At 71.5% G+C, this 19,779-nt stretch carries 18 protein-coding genes; 12 read left to right on the top strand and 6 right to left on the bottom strand.

Annotated elements, in window-relative coordinates; genetic code table 11:
- The first annotated feature begins 46 nt into the window (after positions 1-46).
- From srlA to ACT3SP_RS09730, 12 genes are all read left to right on the top strand, one after another.
- The gene (gene srlA, locus ACT3SP_RS09675) at positions 47-733 is read left to right on the top strand and encodes a PTS glucitol/sorbitol transporter subunit IIC (RefSeq protein ID WP_444587072.1); all 687 of its coding nucleotides are present in this window, start codon (positions 47-49) and stop codon (positions 731-733) included.
- A complete protein-coding gene (gene srlE / locus ACT3SP_RS09680) occupies positions 730-1,797 on the top strand; it encodes a PTS glucitol/sorbitol transporter subunit IIB (RefSeq protein WP_444587073.1) in 1,068 nt (355 codons plus the stop codon). Before srlA ends, srlE begins: the two co-directional genes overlap by 4 nt.
- 46 nt (positions 1,798-1,843) lie before the next feature.
- The gene (locus ACT3SP_RS09685; protein ID WP_444587074.1) at positions 1,844-2,212 is read left to right on the top strand and encodes a PTS glucitol/sorbitol transporter subunit IIA; all 369 of its coding nucleotides are present in this window, start codon (positions 1,844-1,846) and stop codon (positions 2,210-2,212) included.
- 31 nt (positions 2,213-2,243) lie between these two features.
- Positions 2,244-2,681 (top strand): transcriptional regulator GutM, encoded by a 438-nt coding sequence (locus tag ACT3SP_RS09690; RefSeq protein ID WP_444587075.1) that lies wholly within the window; start codon positions 2,244-2,246, stop codon positions 2,679-2,681.
- Positions 2,678-3,979, top strand: a complete 1,302-nt coding sequence (locus tag ACT3SP_RS09695; protein ID WP_444587076.1) for an NAD(P)H-dependent oxidoreductase — start codon at positions 2,678-2,680, stop codon at positions 3,977-3,979. The genes ACT3SP_RS09690 and ACT3SP_RS09695 overlap by 4 nt, the downstream gene beginning before the upstream one ends.
- Entirely contained in the window at positions 3,976-5,118 is a 1,143-nt protein-coding gene (locus ACT3SP_RS09700) for a thiamine pyrophosphate-dependent dehydrogenase E1 component subunit alpha (RefSeq protein ID WP_444587077.1), read from the top strand. Before ACT3SP_RS09695 ends, ACT3SP_RS09700 begins: the two co-directional genes overlap by 4 nt.
- The gene (locus tag ACT3SP_RS09705; protein ID WP_444587078.1) at positions 5,115-6,104 is read left to right on the top strand and encodes an alpha-ketoacid dehydrogenase subunit beta; all 990 of its coding nucleotides are present in this window, start codon (positions 5,115-5,117) and stop codon (positions 6,102-6,104) included. The genes ACT3SP_RS09700 and ACT3SP_RS09705 overlap by 4 nt, the downstream gene beginning before the upstream one ends.
- A 3-nt stretch (positions 6,105-6,107) precedes the next feature.
- Positions 6,108-7,520, top strand: coding sequence for a dihydrolipoamide acetyltransferase family protein (locus ACT3SP_RS09710; protein ID WP_444587079.1), 1,413 nt, complete (start codon positions 6,108-6,110; stop codon positions 7,518-7,520).
- 47 nt (positions 7,521-7,567) lie between these two features.
- A complete protein-coding gene (locus ACT3SP_RS09715) occupies positions 7,568-7,843 on the top strand; it encodes a PTS sugar transporter subunit IIB (RefSeq protein ID WP_444587080.1) in 276 nt (91 codons plus the stop codon).
- Positions 7,844-7,900: 57 nt separating this feature from the next.
- Complete coding sequence (locus tag ACT3SP_RS09720; RefSeq protein ID WP_444587081.1) at positions 7,901-9,346, top strand: PTS galactitol transporter subunit IIC; 1,446 nt, start codon at positions 7,901-7,903, stop codon at positions 9,344-9,346.
- Positions 9,347-9,619: 273 nt separating this feature from the next.
- On the top strand, positions 9,620-11,167 hold the full coding sequence (locus tag ACT3SP_RS09725) for an OmpA family protein (RefSeq protein WP_444587082.1): 1,548 nt from the start codon (positions 9,620-9,622) through the stop codon (positions 11,165-11,167).
- A 103-nt stretch (positions 11,168-11,270) separates the two neighbouring features.
- Entirely contained in the window at positions 11,271-12,671 is a 1,401-nt protein-coding gene (locus ACT3SP_RS09730) for a NupC/NupG family nucleoside CNT transporter (protein WP_444587083.1), read from the top strand.
- A 48-nt stretch (positions 12,672-12,719) separates the two neighbouring features.
- Here ACT3SP_RS09730 and ACT3SP_RS09735 read toward each other — a convergent pair whose 3' ends face one another.
- From ACT3SP_RS09735 to ACT3SP_RS09760, 6 genes are all read right to left on the bottom strand, one after another.
- Positions 12,720-13,766, bottom strand: a complete 1,047-nt coding sequence (locus ACT3SP_RS09735) for a homocysteine S-methyltransferase family protein (protein ID WP_444587084.1) — start codon at positions 13,764-13,766, stop codon at positions 12,720-12,722.
- 199 nt (positions 13,767-13,965) lie between these two features.
- Positions 13,966-15,126, bottom strand: a complete 1,161-nt coding sequence (locus ACT3SP_RS09740) for a Gfo/Idh/MocA family protein (RefSeq protein WP_444587085.1) — start codon at positions 15,124-15,126, stop codon at positions 13,966-13,968.
- 77 nt (positions 15,127-15,203) lie between these two features.
- Positions 15,204-16,043, bottom strand: coding sequence for a carbohydrate ABC transporter permease (locus tag ACT3SP_RS09745; RefSeq protein WP_444587086.1), 840 nt, complete (start codon positions 16,041-16,043; stop codon positions 15,204-15,206).
- Complete coding sequence (locus ACT3SP_RS09750) at positions 16,036-17,013, bottom strand: carbohydrate ABC transporter permease (RefSeq protein ID WP_444587087.1); 978 nt, start codon at positions 17,011-17,013, stop codon at positions 16,036-16,038. The genes ACT3SP_RS09745 and ACT3SP_RS09750 overlap by 8 nt, the downstream gene beginning before the upstream one ends.
- A gap of 122 nt (positions 17,014-17,135) precedes the next feature.
- Complete coding sequence (locus tag ACT3SP_RS09755) at positions 17,136-18,446, bottom strand: ABC transporter substrate-binding protein (protein WP_444587088.1); 1,311 nt, start codon at positions 18,444-18,446, stop codon at positions 17,136-17,138.
- A gap of 186 nt (positions 18,447-18,632) precedes the next feature.
- Positions 18,633-19,661, bottom strand: coding sequence for a LacI family DNA-binding transcriptional regulator (locus tag ACT3SP_RS09760; protein ID WP_444587089.1), 1,029 nt, complete (start codon positions 19,659-19,661; stop codon positions 18,633-18,635).
- Between the last annotated feature and the right edge of the window lie 118 nt (positions 19,662-19,779).

Raw genomic sequence — 19,779 nt, forward strand, 5'->3', positions numbered from 1 at the left:
GAGCAGCGGCGGCCCCGGCCGCCGCGCGGATCGAAGGAGTTCCACCATGACCGTCCACGCCCTCAGCGGGCTCGGCAGCCAGGCCACCGGGGGCGGTGTCCTGCTCGCGGACCCCGCCCCGGCCGTCGGCGCCGACAACCCGGTGATGCAGGCGATCACCTGGGCCGCCGAGCACTTCATCGGCCTCTTCCAGGCCGCGGCCGAGAGCTTCACCGGCCTGTTCACCGGGATCCTCCCGCTGCTGATCGTCCTGCTCACCGCGATGTACGCGATCACCACCTGGATCGGGGAGGAGCGGGTGACCCGGGCCGTGCGCTGGTCCGGGAGATTCGCCCTCACCCGCTACACGCTGATGCCCATCCTCGCGATGATCATGCTGACCAACCCGATGGCCTACACCTTCGGACGCTTCCTGCCCGAGCGCCACAAGCCCGCGTTCTACGACTCCGCGGTCTCCTTCTGCCACCCGGTGACCAGCTTCTTCCCCCACGCGAACGCGGGAGAGATCTTCGTGTGGACCGGCGTCAGCGCCGGCGTGCTCGCGATCAACCCCGATGCCTACGCCAAGCTCGCGGTCATGTACTTCCTGGTCGGCATCGTGGTGATCCTGATCCGCGGCATCGTCACCCAGTGGATCACCGGCGTGATGATCAACCGCAGCCCCGACCGCGAGAAGTTCGCCCAGTTCGACGAGGACTACGCCGCGGGCCACTTCCAGGGGGCGGGGCGATGAGCACGCGCAGCGTCCGCGTCCGACGGGGCCGCGGCGGATGGGGTGACGGTCTCACGCTCACCCCCACCGAGACCCGCGACGTGGTCCTCTCCGTCACCGGCGGCGGCATCCACCCGGTCGCCGCCCGCATCGCCGAGCTCACCGGCGCCGAGGTCGTGGACGGTTTCTCCAACCACATCGAGGACGAGCGGGTCATGGTCGCCGTGATCAACTGCGGCGGCACCGCCCGTATCGGCGTCTATCCCAAGAAGCGCATCCCCACCGTGGACGTCTACCCCGGCGAGCCCTCGGGGCCGCTGGCCCAGTTCATCACCGCGGACATCTTCGTCTCCGCGGTCTCGCAGGGCGACGTCGAGCTGCTGGACCCGGAGGAGGCGCAGACCGCGGCCGCCGGGGTCGCCGGGGTCGCCGGGGCGGCGGCCACCGACGCCGAGGACTCCGCCTCACCGGCCGCCACCGATCCGGGAACCCTGCCCTCCAAGCAGGAGCGGATGGAGCAGACCGGCGCGGCGATGTCCTCGGGCGGCATGGGCGGCTTCACCGGCGTGGTCGTGAGGTTCGGCAGCGTCATCGGCTACCTCATCAACACGCTGCTCTCCTCCGGCCGGCAGGCGGTCCAGCTGTGCCTGCAGACGATCATCCCGTTCATGGCCTACGTGTCGCTGCTGATCGGCATCGTCACCTACACCGGGATCTCCGAGGGCATCGCCCACCTGGTCACCCCGCTCGTCGGCAACCCGCTGGGACTGGTGCTGCTGGGAGTGATCACCGCGATCCCGATCCTGTCCCCGATCCTCGGCCCCGGCGCCGCGATCGCCCAGGTGGTCGGCGTGCTCATGGGCACCCAGATCGGGGCCGGGAACCTGCCCGTCCAGTACGCGCTGCCCACCCTGTTCGCGATCAACGGCCAGGTGGGCTGCGACTTCATCCCCGTCGGCCTGTCCCTCGGGGAGGCGAGGCCGGAGACGGTCTCGGTGGGGGTCCCCGCCGTGCTCTTCTCCCGCCTGATCACCTCGCCGCTCGCGGTGATCATCGCCTACTTCGCGGGCTTCCTCGTCAACTGACCCGTCGCCCGCACCACGATCCCCACCGAGCAAGGAGCCCACCGCCGTGAGCGAGACCCTCTGGACCACCACCGTCACCCGCATCGGCACCGATGCCCAGGAGATGTTCGACGCCGGGGTGCTGATCCTCTTCGCCGAACCGGTGCCGCCGGCCCTCGCCGACGTCTCCGTCGTCCACACCCCCTCGGGGCACCCGATCCGCGAGATCCGCCCCGGCGACGTCTTCGTCGTCGCGGGCCGCGAGCACCCGGTCGAGGACGTCGGCGAGAAGGCCACCGAGAACCTGCGCGAGCTCGGGCACGTGGTGCTCTACCTCGACGCCGTCGACCAGAAGCTGCTGCCCGGCGCCGTGCACGTGCGCGGCGAGGCGGTCCCGCCCGCCGAGGGCCAGCAGATCATCCTCCGTTCGGCCTGACCGGACCACCGCACCCCTCCAGGAGCACCTCATGGACCAGCTCGGATTCATCGCACTGCTGATCTTCGCGATCATCCTGTCCTTCGCCTTCAGCTACCGGCAGCACCGCGCCTACGTCGGCGCGATCCGCGACCTCGCGGACGCCCACGACCGCAATGGCGTCGTGGTCGTCTCCGGCCGCGGCAAGGGATTCCTGCGCGGATGCGTCGTCATCCTCGCCGTCGACTCCACCACTCGTCGCATCCTCGAGGCCCGCACCATGCAGGGCTCGACCGTGCTGGCCCGCTTCCACCGCGCCGGCTTCCTCGAGGGCAGCCTCAAGGGTGCCGTCGAGAAGGCCACCGGCAAGCACATGGCCGCGGCCCTCGAACAGGCCACCACCCAGTTCCGCCGGACCGCCACCACCCGGTCCCGCGCGGCCCGGGCGCGGCGGCCCCGCACCCTCACCCCGGAAGGGACCCCCGCATGAGCTCCACCCAGCGTCTGATCGAGCGGGAAGCCGCGCTCGGCCGCCCCGTCCGGGTCGGCATCGTCGGCGCCGGGCAGATGGGCGCCGGCCTCGTCGCCCAGGTCCACCGAGCCCGCGGCATGGAGGTGGCCGCGGTCGCGGACATCGCCGTAGACCGCGCCGAGGCGGCCCTCGCCGGCGCCGGCCGCACCGACGTCGAGCGCGTCCGCGACATCGCCCACGCCCGCGAGGTCATCGAGTCCGGTCGCGCGGCGGTGCTCGACGACGGGCTGCGCCTGGCCGAGCTGCCGGTGGACATCGTCATGGAGGTCTCCGGCATTCCGGACGTCGCCGCCCAGGTCGCGCTGTCCTGCGTGCTCGCCGGCAAGGACGTGGCCCTGATGACCGTCGAGGCCGACGTCACCGTCGGCCTGCTCCTGGCGCGCACGGCCGCCGCCGGCAGCGCGGTGTACACCGTGTGCCGCGGCGACGAGCCCGTCGAGTGCCTCAAGCTCGTCGAGTACGCCGAGGACCTCGGTCTCGAGGTGGTGGTGGCCGGCAAGGGGAAGAACAACCCGATGCGTCCCACCGACGTGCCCGAGGACGTCGTCGAGGAGGCGGAGCGCAAGGGGATGAACCCCAAGATGCTCACCTCCTTCACCGACGGCACCAAGACGCAGATCGAGATGGCGGCGCTCGCCAACGCGACCGGCTACGCGATCGAGACGCCCGGCATGCACGGCGCCGCGGTGGACCTCGACGGACTCTGCGCGACCCTCCGGCCCGTCGCCGAGGGAGGGATCATCACCTCGGACGGGCCCGTCGTCGAGTACGTCACCGGCGACGTCGCCCCCGGCGTGTTCGTGGTGGTCCGCTCCGACAGCGAGGTGGTCACCGAGGAGCTGCACTACCTGCGGCTGCCGGGGGAGGGGAACCACTTCCAGCTCTACCGCCCCTACCACCTCGCCTCGATCGAGGCACCGCTGTCGATCGGGGAGGCCGTCCTCGACCGCCGCCCCTCCTTCGCCCCGCGGACCTGGACCGCGGACGTCGTCGCCACCGCCAAGCGCGACCTGGCCGCCGGCACGGTCCTCGAGGGCATCGGCGGCCACCACGTCCACGGCACCGCCTACGACGCCGGGCAGGCTCGGGCGCAGGACCTCCTGCCCATCGCCCTGGCCGCGACCTCGCCGCTGATCCGCGAGGTCCCCGCCGGGCAGCCCCTCACCTACGACGACGTCCAGCTCGACGAGTCCCGCCCGCTGGTCGCCATGCGACGGATGCAGGACTCGATGCTCGCGAACGGAGTGATCCGATGACCGACACCGCCCCCGGCTCCACGCCCGACACCGCGCCCGGCACCGCGCGCGACCCCGCGCCCGGCCCTGCTCCGGCTCCCGACCCGGAGCAGCTCCTCGAGGACCCGGGGACCGCCGCCGAGGCGCTCGGGACCATGTGGCGGATCCGCCTGTTCGAGGAGGCCGTCGAGGACCTCTACGGCCGCGGCATGATGCACGGGACCATGCACCTGTCGATCGGCATGGAGGCGGTTCCCACCGGGACCTGCTCGAACCTCGAGGAGGGCGACCAGATCACCTCCACCCACCGCGGCCACGGGCACTGCATCGCCCGCGGCGCGGACCTCGGCCGCATGATGGCCGAGCTGCTCGCCAAGGACAACGGCTACTGCCGCGGACGCGGCGGATCGATGCACATCGCCGACGTCGCCACCGGCAACCTCGGCGCCAACGGCATCGTCGCGGGCGGCGTGCCGATCGCGGCCGGCGCGGGGCTGACCAACCAGCTCACCGGCAACGGCCGGGTCGCGGTCTGCTTCCACGGCGACGGCGCCGTCGGCGAGGGCGCCTGGCACGAGGCCCTCACCCTCGCCTCCATGTGGCAGCTGCCGGTGGTCTTCGTGTGCGAGAACAACCAGTACGGCATGTCCATGTCCGCCCAGAAGGCGTTCAAGGTCGAGAACCTCGCCGCGAAGGCCGCCGGCTACGGCATCCCGGGCGAGAGCGTCGACGGCAACGACGTCCACGCCGTGGCCGAGGTGACCCGGCGCGCCATCGATCGCGCACGCTCCGGCGGCGGTCCGAGCCTCGTCGAGGCGGTCACCTACCGCTGGCGCGGCCACTCCAAGTCCGACAAGAACCGCTATCGGACCAAGGAGGAGATCGCCGAGTGGAAGGAGAAGGACCCGATCGCGGCCTACGCCCACCGGCTGCTCGGGGCCGGGACCCTCGACCAGGGGCGGCTGGACGCCGTGCAGGCCGACGCCCGCACCGCGATCCGCGAGGCCGTCGTCGTCGGCACCCAGGGGGAGGAGCCGGACCCGGCCGCGCTGCTGGACGCGGTCTGCGCCCCCTCGGCCGTGGACGCGACCGACACCCGTGACGGCGGGACGGCACTGACCGCCGGCGCCACCACCGACGATGCGGAGGCAGGACGATGACCACCCGGGAGATGACGTACTCCGAGGCGATCCGCGAGGCGATGGCGCAGGCCATGACCGCCGACGAGCGGGTGTTCCTGATGGGCGAGGACGTGGGCCTGTACGGCGGTGCCTTCGGGGTCGAGAACGACCTCATCGACCGCTTCGGCCCCGAGCGGGTGCGGGACACGACGATCTCCGAGCTCGGCATCGTGGGCATGGGGGTGGGTGCTGCGATCACGGGCATGCGCCCCATCGTCGAGATCCAGTTCTCCGACTTCACCGCCCAGGCCATGGACCAGATCGCCAACCAGGCCGCGAAGCTCCACTTCATGGTGGGCGGCCAGGCGACCGTGCCGCTGGTGATCCGCGCCCCCGGCGGCTCCGGCACCGGCGCCGCAGCCCAGCACTCCCAGTCGCTCGAGGCCTGGTTCACCTGCATCCCCGGCCTGAAGGTCGTGATGCCCTCGAACGCGACGGACGCCGCCGAGCTGCTGCTGGCCGCGCTCGAGGACCCCAACCCGGTGATGGTCCTCGAGCACAAGCTGCTCTACAAGCAGACGTACGAGGTCCCCGCGACCTTCGGGACCGGACGGCTCGGGACCGGACGGATCGAGCGGGAGGGCACCGACCTCACCATCGTCGCCACCGGCGTCGAGGTGCAGCGCTCCCTCGAGGCCGCTGATCACCTCGCCGCCGAGGGGATCAGCGTCGAGGTGATCGATCCCCGCACCCTGAAGCCGCTGGACCTGCCGCTCATCGTCGAGAGCGTCACCCGCACCGGCCGCGCCCTGCTGGTCCAGGAGTCCGTGCGCTTCGGCGGCTACATGGGAGAGATCTCCGCCTCGCTCATGGAGTCCTCGGCCTTCGGGCACCTGCAGGCGCCGGTCAGACGACTGTGCGGCCTCGACGTCCCGATCCCCTACAACCCCGAGCTCGAGAAGGCCGCGGTCCCGCAGGTCGAGGACATCGTCCGCGAGGCGACCGCGCTCGTGAAGGAGTGGTGAGCCATGGCCGAGATCCCGCTGACGATGCCCAAGATGTCCATGACCATGGAGGAGGGCACGATCACCGAATGGCAGGTCGCCGCGGGTGACCGGATCGCCAAGGGCGACGTGGTCGCGGTGGTGATGACGGACAAGGTCGACATGGAGGTCGAGTCCCCGGCCGCCGGCGTGGTCGGCGAGCTCCTCCGCGCCGAGGGGGACGTGGTCCCCGTCGGCGGGCGGATCGCCATGATCACCTCCGAGGAGGAGGACCTCCTCGGCGACCTCTTCGACGGCGGCGGGGACGCGGACGCCGACGAGGACGCGGTCGCCGAGGTGGACGCGGTCGCCGGCGCGGCGTCGGGTGAGGACCCTGCGCCGGCCGATGATCCCGCGCCGGCCGCTGATCCCGCGCCGGCCGCCGATCCCGCCTCCCAGGGACCACCGCCGCCCGCCGTGCCGCTGGCCCGGACGCTCGCCCGCGACCACGGTCTGGACCTGCGCGCGATCGCCCCCACCGGGCCGCACGGCACCGTCCGGGTCAAGGACGTCAAGGAGGCGATCGCGGCCACCGGCGCGCAGCGCGGGGACGGGAGGACCGCGCAGGACGAGCCCCCGCAGGATGCTGCCGCGCAGGGCGTGGTCGACCAGAGTGCGGTCGACCAGGGAACTGTCGACCAGGGCGCTGTCGACCAGGGCACCGTGGCGGACGGCACCGCCGCCGGTGCCGCAGGAAGCGCGGCGCCCGTCGTCGAGGCGTCCCCCGAGGAGCTGCTGGGGACGGCGCGCGAGCGCCGCACCCGGGTCCTCACCGCACGGGCGATGGCGACCACCCCGCTGATCCCGCAGTTCGCGGCGTTCCGCCGGATGGATCTGTCCACCCTCGCGCGGGCCCGCACCGGAGTGCTGCAGGGCGTCAGCTGGACCACGCTCCTGCTGCGCGCCTACTCCCTGCTGCTGCGCGGGAACGACCAGCTCAACGGCTCCTGGGCGGGGGACGGCGTGAAGCACAACCCCACCGTGGACGTGGTCCTGGCCGTCGACACCCCGGGGGGACTGCTGGTGCCCGTGCTGCGCGAGCCCGACCAGCTGCCGATCCGCGAGCTCGACGGACGGATCCGCGAGATCTCCCGCGCCGCCAAGGAGGGGAGCGTCGACCCGGCGCTGTTCGGACCCGCCACCGGCACCGTGTCCAACCTCGGCGGCCTCGGCGTGGACCGGTTCACCGCGCTGATCTCCCCGCCGCAGGCGACCGCGCTCAGCATCGGGACCGTCGGCTTCGCCCCCGTGGTGGAGCCCGACGGCACCGTGACGGGACGGATGGGCTGCGAGCTCGGACTCTCCGTCGACCATCGGGTGGCCGACGGCGCCGACGCCGCCCGGGCGCTGCAGCGGATCCAGGATCTGCTCGACGATCCGTTGCACCTGGCGCTGTGACGGCACAGAATCGACCGAGAGCTTCCCCCGACCCCGAAGGAGCGGTCATGAAGAAGGTCCTCATCATCTGCGGCACCGGCGTCGCCACCTCGACGGTCGTCGCCGCCAAGGTGCGCGACCACCTCGCCGCGGCCGGGATCGGCGCGGAGGTCTCCCAGGGGAAGGTGATGGACCTGGTGCGCGGTGAGGTCGACGCGGACCTCGTCGTCGCCACCACGGACGTGCCCGAGTCCGTCACCGTGCCCGTGATCCGGGCTCTGCCGCTGCTCACCGGGGTCGGGCAGGAGGCGGTGCTCGACGAGATCTCGCAGGCGCTGAGCTGACCTCTTACCGCTGACCGGTCGGCATCCCCCATCCCTCCGCGCTCGAAGGAGAGCACCGTGGAGAACGTCCTCGCCCCCCTCTCGAGCTACCTCAACAACCTCGGGCCCTCCGTCGTCCTGCCCGTCCTGATCACGCTGTTCGGACTGCTCCTGGGACTGAAGCTCGGCAGGTCCTTCCGCGCCGGGGTCACCATCGGCGTCGGCTTCATCGGCATCAACCTCGTCATCGGCCTGCTCGGTGCGCAGGTCGCGCCCGCCGCGGCCGGGATGGCCGAGGGGCTCGGCGTGACTCTCGACGTGGTCGACGTCGGCTGGCCCTCCTCCGCCGCCATCGCCTTCGGCTCCTCGATCGGGGCGATGATCATCCCGCTGGGGCTGGTGGTCAACGTGGTCCTGCTGCTGACCGGTCTGACCCGCACCGTCGACATCGACCTGTGGAACTACTGGCACAGCGCGATGATCGGCGCGCTGGTCGGCGCGGTCACCGGGAACTACCTGCTGGGTCTGCTCAGCGCCGCCGTGCACCTGGCGATCATCCTCGCCATCGGCGACCTCACCGCCCCGATCGTGCAGAAGTACTTCCAGCTGCCCGAGATCTCCTTCCCCCACGGCACCTCCGCCCCCTACGGCCTGCTCGCCATCCCGCTGAACCGCCTGTTCGACGCGATCCCCGGCCTGCGCCGGCTCGACGCGACGCCCGAGGCGATCCAGAAGAGGTTCGGCATGTTCGGCGAGACGCTCATGATGGGGCTCGTGCTGGGACTTCTGATCGGGATCCTCGGCTACGGCTTCGACTCCCCGGCCGAGGACTCCACCGCGATCCTCACCCTGTCGATCTCCCTGGCCGCGGCGATGTTCCTGCTGCCGAGGATGGTGTCGATCCTGATGGAGGGGCTGATGCCGATCTCCGAGGCGGCCCGCGTGTTCGTGCAGAAGCGGTTCCCGGGCCGTACCTTCTACATCGGCCTGGACTCCGCGGTCGCCGTCGGGCAGCCCTCCGTGATCGCGACCTCGCTGCTGCTGGTGCCGATCACGCTGCTGGTCGCCGTCGGTCTCGCCCCCGCCGGCAACCGTGTGCTGCCCCTGGTGGACCTCGCCACCATCCCCTTCATCGTCGCCGTGATGGTCCCGATCTTCCGCGGGAACATCGTGCGCTCCGTGATCGGCGGCGGGATCCTGATCGGTGCGGGACTGTTCATCGCGACCTGGATCGCCCCCACCTTCACCCGGATCGCCGTGGACTCCGGCTTTGCGCTCGAGGAGGGGCAGGCCACGATCTCCTCGCTGGTCGACGGCGCGAACCCGCTGACGGGCCTGTTCTTCGCCGCCGCCGAGCTGGGGACGGCCGGCGTGCTGGGCGCCGCGGTGCTGTGCCTGGGCGGGGTGGTCGCGATCCGCGCCGTCATGCGCCGCCGCGACCGTCGTGCGCTCGCCGAGGGCGGCACCGAGGGCGGCACCGAGGGCGGCACCGAGGACGGCACCGAGGACGGCGTGGGGGCGTGAGCGAGGAGCGCGTCGCGGACCTCGGCGGAGCCGCCGTCCTGCCGTGCGCCGCGATCGCCGGGCTCGCGGCGGAGGACGTCCCCACCCGGCCGGCCGTTCTGCCGTGACGTGCGCCCTCGCCCCTACACTTGCTCCTGCACCGACCCCGACGAACACACCATGGTGACGCGGTGAGGACGGGAGCGCGCAGATCTCCGCCCTGGACGCGGGCGCCGCCGGCCGCCGCGGACCCTCACGTGCCCACCGGGGCACGAGCTGGGACAGGAGGTCCCGATGAGACGACGCACCCTCGTCAGCGGCATGCTCGCTGCGACGATGCTCGCGGCCTGTGACGGCGACGGCCCGGACGGCGCCCGCGACCCCGGTGCGGAGGGCGCCTCCGATCGCGGCGGCGGGTCCGACGGGACCGCAGGAGCCCCACCACGCACGTCGGTGCCGGTGCCGTATGGGCCGGTGGAGATCGATGTCTCGGTCGTCTCGGTGACCCGCATCGAGGAACATCTGGTGCTCACCCTCGAGCTGACCGCGGAGGATCCGGAGGGGGATCTCGACGCCGGGCCCGTGAGCAGGCTGCACCAGCTGGTGTCCGGGGACTACGGCGCGGCACGCGCCTTCGACGGGCTGCGGCTGCTCGATCTCGAGGGCGACCGGGCGGCGGTGATCGCGATGGACGACGACGGTCGCTCGGTGCGCACGGAGCCCGGGGCGAGCTGGTCGGAGCGGTCGGGCACGGAGGGCTCCGAGAGGGTGCAGCTCGCGTACGGCGATCTGGGCACCGACGAGGTCGCGGTGCTGATCCCCAAGGGAGGCCTGCTCGAATCGATCCCGGTCCTCGACGAGGAGCTTCCCGATGCCGATGCCCTGGGGGCGCTGGACCTCGGCGCGATCGCCTCGGCACCGATCACCCCTCTGATCTCCTTCTCCCGTGACCTCACGACCACGACCAGGATCGAGAGCACCGAGGAGTCCACCACCGTCAGTCTGGGATCCGACGTGCTGTTCGATTCGAGCTCCGCCGAGCTGGACGGATCGGCGCAGGTGGTCATCGAGGACGCCGCTCGCGCCCTGGCCGAGCACGCTCCGGGGCCGGTGCGGGTGGTGGGACACACCGACAGCGTCGATGACGAGGCGTTCAACCAGACCCTGTCCGAGAAGCGCGCCCGAGCCGTCGCCGACGTGCTCGCGACCCTGGTCGACGGCGACGAGTATCCGCTGGAGGCCTCGGGGAAGGGCGAGAGCGAGCCGATCGCCGACAACGGCACGGACGAGGGTCGCACCCTGAACCGGCGCGTCGAGCTGAGCATCGACACGCCGGTCGTCTCGGAGCAGACCGTCGCCCGTGAGCTGCCCGAGTTCGAGGGGCAGGTGGCGACGGGGGAGGAGGGCGTGGAGCTCACGGACAGCGGGACCACCCCGTATCGAGTCCGGGCCGTCGGCGCCCGCCTGGTGCACGATCACCTGGTGGTCACGCTCGGGTTCACCCGCCTGGACGAGGAGGTCGATTCCGTCTCCGGCATCCAGGACTCCCCCGGCGCGGCGGGGAGCTGGCTGTCCGCCGGGCACGAGATCACCAAGACGGAGGGCGGCATCGCCGTGATGGACGGCCCGGTCGCCACGTTGCCCGCCCTGCATCACATGGCCGACGAGGACTCCGCCATCCGGCCGCTGACCGATCTGCGCACCAACTCCCGGATCGACGGCGGCACCACCCGCATCTCCGAGATCGTCTATCCGGCCGACGTCCCCGTCGACGACATGGTGACCCTGCAGGTGGGGGAGACGAACGGCTGGCGCCTGACCGAGATCCCCGTGAGCTCCTGAGCGACGAGCGGAGCCCGGCGAGGGGCACCCGCCCTTCCACGGCCCCTACACTGACGCGGACGATCACGCCATGTACACGATCTGATCCTGTGAGGTGAGCGCGATGATCGACCTGCTCTGGGGCATCGGCGGGATGGCGGGCCTGCTGCTGATCGCTCTCGCCTTCTCCAGCAACCGCCGCGCGATCCGCCTGCGCACCGTCCTGTGCGCGCTCGGCATCCAGATCGGACTGGGTGTGCTGGTGCTGTACTGGGGGCCCGGCCAATGGGCGCTGCAGCAGGTCTCGGCCGGTTTCCAGGCCGTGATCGACACCTCCGGCGAGGGCATCTCCTTCCTGTTCGGGCCGCTGCTGCCCGCGGAGGGGGAGGGGAGCATCTTCGCCCTGCAGGTGCTGCCGGTGATCGTCTTCTTCGCCTCCCTGACCGCGGTGCTCTACCACTGGAAGATCCTGCCCAAGGTCGTGGCCTGGATGGGAGGCGGTCTGGGCCGGCTGCTGGGCACGAGCCACGCCGAATCCGTCAACGCGGCCGCGAACATCTTCGTCGGGCAGACCGAGGCGCCGCTGGTCATCCGCCCCTACATCAAGCGGCTCTCCCGGTCGGGACTGTTCGCCGTGATGGTGGGCGGGCTCTCGACGGTCGCCGGCTCGGTGCTGGTGGGCTACTCCCTGCTCGGCGCGCCGCTGGAGTACCTCATCGCGGCGAGCTTCATGGCCGCCCCCGGCGCCCTGCTGATGGCCAAGATCCTGGTGCCCGAGGACGATCCCGAGGCGGTGGCCCGCGAGGCCGCACTGGTCGAGGCCAGCAGCCGCGCGGGGCGCCAGCGGTCCGCGGGCGCGCCCTCGCTCACCGCGTCGGACGCGCAGCCCGACGAAGCGACCTCGGGCGCGCGGGGCGCGGAGACGCAGCCCGCCGACGCGGAGGACGCCGAGGCGGAGGACGCCGGCACCGGCGCGACCGAGGAGGACGAGGACCTGGAGGAGCTGCAGTACAGCAACGTGATCGACGCGGCGGCCGGCGGGGCCGCCGACGGGCTGCGGCTCGCCGCCACCGTCGGCGCCATGCTGCTGGCCTTCATCTCCCTGATCGCCCTGCTGAACCTGCTGCTCGGCACCGTCGGCGGCTGGTTCGGCGCCGGGGACCTGACCTTCCAGCAGATCCTCGGCTGGGTGTTCGCCCCCGTCATGGCCATGGTGGGCGTGCCGTGGGAGGAAGCGGTCCGCTCCGGCAGCTACGTCGGCCAGAAGGTCGTGGTCAACGAGTTCGTGGCCTTCGCCGGCTTCGGACCCGAGGTCGACACCTTCAGCGACAAGTCCGCCGCCATCACCACCTTCGCCCTCACCGGCTTCGCGAACCTCAGCTCGCTGGGCATCCTGCTGGGCGGCCTGGGAGGGCTCGCCCCGAGCCGCCGCTCCGAGATCGCGCAGCTGGGGATGAAGGCGGTCCTCGGCGGCACCCTCGCCAACCTCATGAGCGCGGCGATCGCGGGGATCCTGCTGGCCTGAGAGGAGCCGGCCCCGGGGGAGCGGGCCCGAGGGGACCGGCGCGCCGGCTCAGGCGCGCGGCCCCAGGTCCACGATGTGCTCGGGGAGCCGCTCGTTGCTGCCGTACATGAAGTGGTTCTCCATGCGCTCGGAGTAGCGGCTCGCCTCGGTGGTGCGGCCGACGGCCTCGGCGACCTCGCGGATGTGGATCGGGGCCGCGCCACAGCACACCCCCAGGTAGTTCACGCCCAGATCCAGCGCCTCGCGGGCGAAGGCACCGATCTCGTACCGGTTGGTCAGCAGGGGATCGAGGGCGGTGGGGAAGGTGCGCCCGTGCGGGGAGGGGACCTCCGCCCCCGGGTCGGAGAGGTTGAAGAAGGTCGGCTCCTCCTCCGTGGTGCGGTACGGGATCGGGAGGGCGCCCACGTGGCAGCTCACGGCCTCCCGGATCCGATGCAGCCACGGCAGCATCGTCGCCGGTCCCCGGAAGCAGTTCAGGCCCACCACGTCGGCGCCGGCCTGCTCCAGCCGCTGCGCGGTCTCCACGATGCCCGTCCCGTCGGCCATCTCCTGGAACGCCATCGGGGCGAGCGTGATCACCACGGGCAGCCCGGAGGCCTTCGCGACCTCGAGAGCGGTCAGCGCCTCCTGCGCGTAGTAGAAGGTCTCGCCGACGATGAGGTCGGCCCCCTCCTCGACGGCCCAGCCGACCATCTCCTCGAACATCCCCCGCACCTCGCGCTGCGTCGCGGTGTCCGCCGGGTCCCAGATGTTGGTGTTGGAGATGTTGCCGGCCACGAGGTTGCCCGGGACGGCGTCGGCGACCTCGCGGGCGATCCTCAGGGCGGACCTGTTCAGCGGCTCGAGCAGGTCCTCCTTGCCGATGACCCGCATCTTCTCGCGGTGACCGTTGTAGGTGAACGCCTCGACGATGTCGGAGCCGGCGCGCTGGAAGTCCACGTGCAGGGCGCGCAGCGCCTCGGGATGCTCGAGGGCGACCTCGGGCACGAACTCGCCGGCGGTGAGGTAACCGCGACGCTCCAGCTCGAAGAGGAAGCCCTCCGCGCAGATCACGGTGCCGGCATCGAGCCGCTCGGTCAGGAGGTTCCGGGTCATCATGTGCCTCGTCGTCGGTGCCCGGTGATGGGCGAAGGGGGTGGTGGCCGCTGGCGACTGTATCCGTGCCCGGGCCGTGCCGCCTCGGATGTGGCGATGTGTGAACGCGCGAGGTGCGCAGCAGGCCCGGGCCGACCTGTCGGGGCCCGCTGCGCGGCCCTGCTGCAGGGCCCCGCTGCGGAGTGCGCCCCGCGGTCCGTCAGAGGGTCGCGGCCCCGGGGTCGAAATCTGCCGGCATCGGCTCGACCTCCGCGAAGGAGGAGCTCACAGCGATCGTCCCGTTGCTGCTGATGGCCGTCTCGATGGCCACCATGACGTCCAGGACGTGCGCGGCGATCTCGCCCTGGGCACGGTGCGGGACGCCGGCGCGGAGCGCTCGGGCCATCTCGAGCACGCCCAGGCCGCGTCCGGTGGTGGCACCCGAGGCAGGGACCGGTGTCGCGCTGTCCCCGCGGTACGCGGTCAGTGCCGAGTCGCCGCCGAACACGTTGGGGTCGGGGAGGGCGAGGGTCCCTTCGGTGCCGTACACCTCGACGAAGCCGGTGCGCGAGTGCGGGGAGTCGAAGCTCAGCAGCACCGTCGCGTTCTGGCCCGAGGCGAAGCGCAGCAGCGCCGCGACCTGCGTGGGCACGGTGACGTCGAAGACCCCCCCGGCCCGGGGCCCCGAGCCGATGGTGCGCTGCTCCCGTGCCCGGGAGCCGACGGCGCTCACCGAGACGACCGGGCCCAGCGCGAGCACGAGGGTGGTCGCATAGTAGGGCGCGATGTCGTACAGCGGCCCCGCGCCCTCCTGGAAGAGGAAGGCGGGATTGGGGTGCCAGGACTCCGGGCCGGGGGACTGGAACAGGGTCAGGGCGCTGGTCGGCACCCCGATCGACCCGTCACGGAGGGTGCGCAGCGCTGTCTGGATGCCGGCGCCGAGCACGGTGTCGGGCGCGCCGCCGACCCGCACCCCGGCCCTGGCCGCGGCCTCGAGCAGGGCCTTCGCGTCGGCCGGTGCGGTGGTGATGGGCTTCTCGGTCCACACGTGCTTGCCGGCCGCGACGATCGCGGCGGAGACCTCGGCGTGCGCGACGGGGATGGTCAGGTTCACGACGATCTCGACGTCCGGGTGCGCGAGGACGTCCTCGGCGGTGCCGGAGGCGGGCACGTCGAACTCCGCGGCGCGCGCCGCGGCGGCCTCCGGGACCAGGTCCCCGATGATGTGCACCTGCACGTCCGGGAAGGAGGTGAGGTGGGTGAGGTACTCGGAGGAGATGGTGCCGGCGCCGATGATGCCGACGCCGACGGGGCCGGTCGGGTTCCGGTCGGAGTCACGGGTCGCATCACGGGTCGAGGCGTGCGTCGAGGTCCGGGTCATCAGGGGAGTGTCCTTCGGGGTCGGGGTCGGGGTCGGAGGTGCGGCGTGCGGGATCGCGGGTCGTGGGCGGGCAGGGATCACTTCACGGCACCGGCGGTCAGGCCCGCGACGAAGTTCTTCTGCATCATCAGGAAGCCGACGACCACCGGGATCGACACCGCGATCGAGGCGGCGAGGACCTGGTTCCAGTAGACGTTGGTCTGGGTGGCGTACTGGCGCAGGCCCACCGCGAGGGTGCGGGTGTCCTCCGTGGTGAGGACGGAGGCGAACAGCACCTCGCCCCAGGCCGTCATGAACGCGTAGATCGCGACCGCCACGATGCCCGGCCGGGCGGCGGGCAGGATGATCCGCAGCAGGATCGTGAGGTTGCCGGCGCCGTCGACCTTCCCCGCCTGGTCCAGCTCCTTGGGGATGCCGTCGAAGTAGCCGGCGAGCATCCAGATGGAGAAGGGCAGGGAGAAGGTCAGGTAGGTGATGATCAGTCCGATCCGTGTGCCCACCAGCGGTACGCCGAAGGTGGCGTCGATGTTCACGAAGATCAGGTACAGCGGAAGCAGGAACAGAACGCCCGGGAACATCTGGGTGGACAGCACCGTGGTCATGAAGGGTCCGCGGCCGCGGAACCGCCAGCGGGAGACGGCGTAGGCGGCGAAGATCGCCACCACCACGCTGAACAGGGTCGCCACGGAGGTGACCACGAGCGAGTTCATGAAGTACCGCGCGAGCGGCACGGTGGACCACATCTCGATGAAGGGCGCGATGGTGATGCGGCTGGGGAGCCAGGAGAACCCGGCCTGCACGTCTCCCAGGGGCTTGAGGCTGGTGGTCACCATGACGTACAGCGGCAGCAGCACGAAGCCGCTGAGCCCGCCGATCACGACGACGCGGAAGATCTTCTCGCCGAGGGTCTCACGCATGGGAGGACTCCTTCCGCCACTGGGTGAGGTAGAGGTACACGAGGGACACCGCCAGCAGGAACAGCAGCAGGAGCACGCTCATCGCGCTGCCCACGCCGAAGTCCCAGGACAGGAACGAGGCGTTGTAGATGTGGAAGCTGATGAGGTTGCCGGCCGGGGGCTGGGCGGTGCCGAACAGGATGTACGGGGTGTTGAAGTCGTTGAACACCCACAGGAACATGACCAGCAGCAGGGTCTGGTTGACGGGGGCCAGCATCGGCAGGGTCACCGCACGCCACTGACGCAGCGGCGTGGCGCCGTCCATGGCGCTGGCCTCGTAGAGCTCGGCGGGGACGGACTGCAGGCCGGCCATGAACATGAGGAAGGCGAAGGGCCACATGCGCCAGATCGCGACCACCACGACGGAGACGAAGGCGTTGTCGCCGATCAGCCAGAACGGGGCGCCGTCCAGCACGCCCAGCTGGTCCACGAGGATGTGGTTGATGACCCCGGTGTCGCGCTGGAGCATGAAGTTCCAGGTGATCACCGCGGCGTACAGGGGCAGGGCATAGGGGATCAGGAACAGCGTGCGGAACACGCCGCGGCCGCGGAAGGGGCGCTGCAGGGCGACGGCCGCCGCCATCCCGAGCCCCCAGCTCAGCCCCACCACCAGGACGGTGAAGGCGATCGTGACGAGGAACGAGTTCACCAGCTCCTGCCCGATCGGGGTGGAGACGTCCACGGCGATGCGGTAGTTGTCCAGCCCCGCGAACGGGGCCTCCGTCCAGCGGCGGATGAAGAACTTGGTGAGCTCGACGAAGCTCATCCAGAAGCCGGTGATCATCGGGATGATGTGGATCAGCAGCTCCAGCAGCACGGCGGGCAGCAGGATCAGGTACGGGAACCATTCGCGGCGCGGTCGACGCCGCGGCGGCGGGTCCTGGGGGCGCGTCGCGGGAGGCGTGCTCCCGCTCCGGGCGGTGGTGGTCATGGGGCACTTCTCTCCGGGGACGGCGCGGGGCGGGGCACTGCAGGGTCGGCGGGGGCAGGCGGCCGACGGGGGAGGGCACGCAGCGGCGCGCGCTCCCGACACTCCCGTCGGCCGCCGGATCCTCAGGCGCGGATCGAGTCCTGCGCCGTCTGCATCGCGGTGACGATGTCCTCGCGGGTGACCGTGCCGCCAGTCGCGATGGTCGCGAACATCGAGTTCATCGCCTGGCCGACGGTGGTCTCGAACTGGTCCTCCCACGGCACCAGCGGCAGCGGCTCGGAGCGCTCGGCGTAGACCTCCATGAACATCTCCGCCTGCTCGGAATCGTCGGTGAAGGTGGGCTCGCCGTCCACCAGCACGGGCAGGGAGGCGAAGGGCCTGCCCAGCTCGGCCTGGATCTCCTCGGACGTCATGAACTTCATGAAGGCCAGGGCGCCGTCGCGGTTCTTCGTGTCCGCCATGGCGGCGATGTTGATGCCGGCCAGGTGCGAGGCGCAGTCGTCGACGGCGTCCTCGGGCGCGGGGAAGGGGACCGCGGCGAACTCCTCGGGGTCCATGCCCTGGGACTCGATGGTGGCGTTGGCGTTGTTCTGGTTGATGATCAGCGCGGCCTCGCCGTTGGCGAAGGAGGTGACGGACATGGTGCCGCTGTCGAACTGGGCGTTGGAGGGGTTGACGACCTTGTGCTCCTGCATGAGGTCCAGGTAGCGCAGGATCCCGTCGACGACGCCGTCCTCGGTGAAGGTGGGCTCGCCGTCCGCGCTGTTCAGCGCGGCGCCGTTCTGGACGGCGTTGATGAAGGCGAAGTGGTTGTTCTCGGTGTAGGAGCCCGCCGCGAGGGACATGCCGTACACACCCGCCTCCTCGTCGGTCAGCTCCTTCGCGGCCTCGACCATCTCCTCCCAGGTGGTGGGCGGCTCGAGGCCGGCCTCCTCGAACATCCCCACGTTGTAGTACATGCCGTAGGCCAGGCCGTACAGCGGGATCGACGTGGGATCGGTGTCGACCGCGCCCCCGGTGGCCAGGGCCGCCTCGACATAGCGATCGCGGCCGCCGAGCGCCTCGAACTCCTCCTCGCCCAGCTCGAGCAGACCGCCGGTGGCCTGCAGGCTCACCCCCCAGGTGTTGCCGATGTTGAGCACGTCCGGTCCCTGACCGGAGGTGATCGCGGTCTGGATGCGGGTCTGGAGGTCCGCCCACCCGATCACCTCGAGGGACACCTCGATGCCGGTCTCCTCGGTGAACCTCTCCAGGACGGGGGTGAGCACCTCCTTGTCGTGCTCGAGGCTGGTGCCCTGGTTCGAGGCCCAGTAGGTCAGCGAATCCGGCTGCTCGTTCGAGCCTCCGGACCCGGAGCCGGCGCCGCAGGCGGCCAGGCCGGCCGCGGAGACGGCGGCGAGAGGGGCAGCGGACAGCAGTGTGCGTCGTCGCATCGGGAGGACTCCTTGGTGCACCGTCGTTGGTGACTGGTCGCGGAACGGGGTCGGATGGCGGCGCGGTCCGACCGGGCCCACCATGCTTAATCGATTCGGTACTTAATCGATTCGGCGAGTATCGCGCGGCCGGGAGAGAGCTGTCAACGAGGAAGGGTCACGGAGCGGTCACGGTCCGTGGCCGGGTCACTCCGAGGCGGTGGAGCGGCGGGGGATCAGCGTCGCCGGTTCGTTCTGCACGACGGTGCCGCCCGGGGAACGCCCCTCGATCTTCTGCACCAGCAGGTCGCCGGCGAACCGTCCCATCGCGAAGGGCCGTCGACCGAGCGCGGTGATCCCGGGGGAGGTGACCTCGGCGATCAGCGAGTCGTCCCAGCTGACCAGGCCCATGCCCTCGGGGACGTCGATCCGGTGCGAGAGCGCCGCGCGCAGGGCGCCCAGGGCGATCAGGTCGCTCGAGGCGACCACCGCCGGGCGGCGGCTGATCCCGCGGTCGGCGCTCTCGAAGGCGGCGGACCCTCCGTCGATCGTGTATCTGCCGGAGGCGTGGGTGTGAGGGATGCCGTGCCCGGCGCAGAGCTGCTCGAGCAGCTCGAGGCGTCGGCGCTCGTGGGCGTACTGGGGCGGCCCCGAGAGCTGGATGCATCCGTCGTATCCGCGCTCGACGACGTGGTCGACCACGGTCGCCGCGTCGTCGGCCTCCGCGGTCATCACCTTCACGAAGTCCTCCGGGCCCACGTAGTGGCCCAGCACGGCGAAGTCCATCGCCAGGGACTCGAGCACGGCCGGGCGATGGTCCCCCTCCGCCAGGTCCAGCAGCACCACGCCGTCGACCCGGCGCTGATGGGACCAGGTGCGGAACACCTCGATCTCCTCGTCGGCCCCACCGCGCACGAAGCGGATGAGCAGCTCGTAGCCGTGGGCGCTGGTCGCGGATTCGATGCCCGCGGTCACCGCGGAGTAGAACGGCTCCCGCGAGACCTCCTCGGGGTCGCGCACCAGCACCAGACCGATGTTCCCGCTGCGACCGCGGCGCAGCGCCTGGGCGCCGGAGTGCGGTGTCCAGCCCACCGTGCGGGCGTGCTCGAGGACGCGCTCGCGCATCGCGGCGCCCACCCCGGGCTTGCCGTTGAGCGCGTAGCTCACCGTCGCGGGGGAGATGCCGAGGTCATGGGCGATCGTCGCGACGGTCGGGCGAGCAGTTCTCCGCGACATGGGGTGCTTCCGGGTCGATGACGGCGAGGCCGAGGCAGGGGCGTGCGGCGCGGGCGGGCCGGAGGGCCGACGGCGGCACGGATGCGCACATGATAGGTCCCGGGAGCGGCCCCGACCT

This window comes from Brachybacterium sp. AOP43-C2-M15 (assembly GCF_052446295.1).
Classification (GTDB): domain Bacteria; phylum Actinomycetota; class Actinomycetes; order Actinomycetales; family Dermabacteraceae; genus Brachybacterium.

Excerpts from the sequence above, each read along its gene's own strand:
- ACT3SP_RS09740 (WP_444587085.1), bottom strand. The coding sequence starts at position 15,126 with ATGACCCGGACCTCGACGCACGCCTCGACCCGTGATGCGACCCGTGAC.
- ACT3SP_RS09745 (WP_444587086.1), bottom strand. The coding sequence starts at position 16,043 with ATGCGTGAGACCCTCGGCGAGAAGATCTTCCGCGTCGTCGTGATCGGC.
- ACT3SP_RS09710 (WP_444587079.1), top strand. The coding sequence starts at position 6,108 with ATGGCCGAGATCCCGCTGACGATGCCCAAGATGTCCATGACCATGGAG.
- ACT3SP_RS09725 (WP_444587082.1), top strand. The coding sequence starts at position 9,620 with ATGAGACGACGCACCCTCGTCAGCGGCATGCTCGCTGCGACGATGCTC.
- ACT3SP_RS09715 (WP_444587080.1), top strand. The coding sequence starts at position 7,568 with ATGAAGAAGGTCCTCATCATCTGCGGCACCGGCGTCGCCACCTCGACG.
- ACT3SP_RS09700 (WP_444587077.1), top strand. The coding sequence starts at position 3,976 with ATGACCGACACCGCCCCCGGCTCCACGCCCGACACCGCGCCCGGCACC.
- ACT3SP_RS09750 (WP_444587087.1), bottom strand. The coding sequence starts at position 17,013 with ATGACCACCACCGCCCGGAGCGGGAGCACGCCTCCCGCGACGCGCCCC.
- ACT3SP_RS09705 (WP_444587078.1), top strand. The coding sequence starts at position 5,115 with ATGACCACCCGGGAGATGACGTACTCCGAGGCGATCCGCGAGGCGATG.
- ACT3SP_RS09695 (WP_444587076.1), top strand. The coding sequence starts at position 2,678 with ATGAGCTCCACCCAGCGTCTGATCGAGCGGGAAGCCGCGCTCGGCCGC.
- ACT3SP_RS09690 (WP_444587075.1), top strand. The coding sequence starts at position 2,244 with ATGGACCAGCTCGGATTCATCGCACTGCTGATCTTCGCGATCATCCTG.
- ACT3SP_RS09730 (WP_444587083.1), top strand. The coding sequence starts at position 11,271 with ATGATCGACCTGCTCTGGGGCATCGGCGGGATGGCGGGCCTGCTGCTG.
- ACT3SP_RS09735 (WP_444587084.1), bottom strand. The coding sequence starts at position 13,766 with ATGACCCGGAACCTCCTGACCGAGCGGCTCGATGCCGGCACCGTGATC.
- srlE (WP_444587073.1), top strand. The coding sequence starts at position 730 with ATGAGCACGCGCAGCGTCCGCGTCCGACGGGGCCGCGGCGGATGGGGT.
- ACT3SP_RS09760 (WP_444587089.1), bottom strand. The coding sequence starts at position 19,661 with ATGTCGCGGAGAACTGCTCGCCCGACCGTCGCGACGATCGCCCATGAC.
- ACT3SP_RS09755 (WP_444587088.1), bottom strand. The coding sequence starts at position 18,446 with ATGCGACGACGCACACTGCTGTCCGCTGCCCCTCTCGCCGCCGTCTCC.
- srlA (WP_444587072.1), top strand. The coding sequence starts at position 47 with ATGACCGTCCACGCCCTCAGCGGGCTCGGCAGCCAGGCCACCGGGGGC.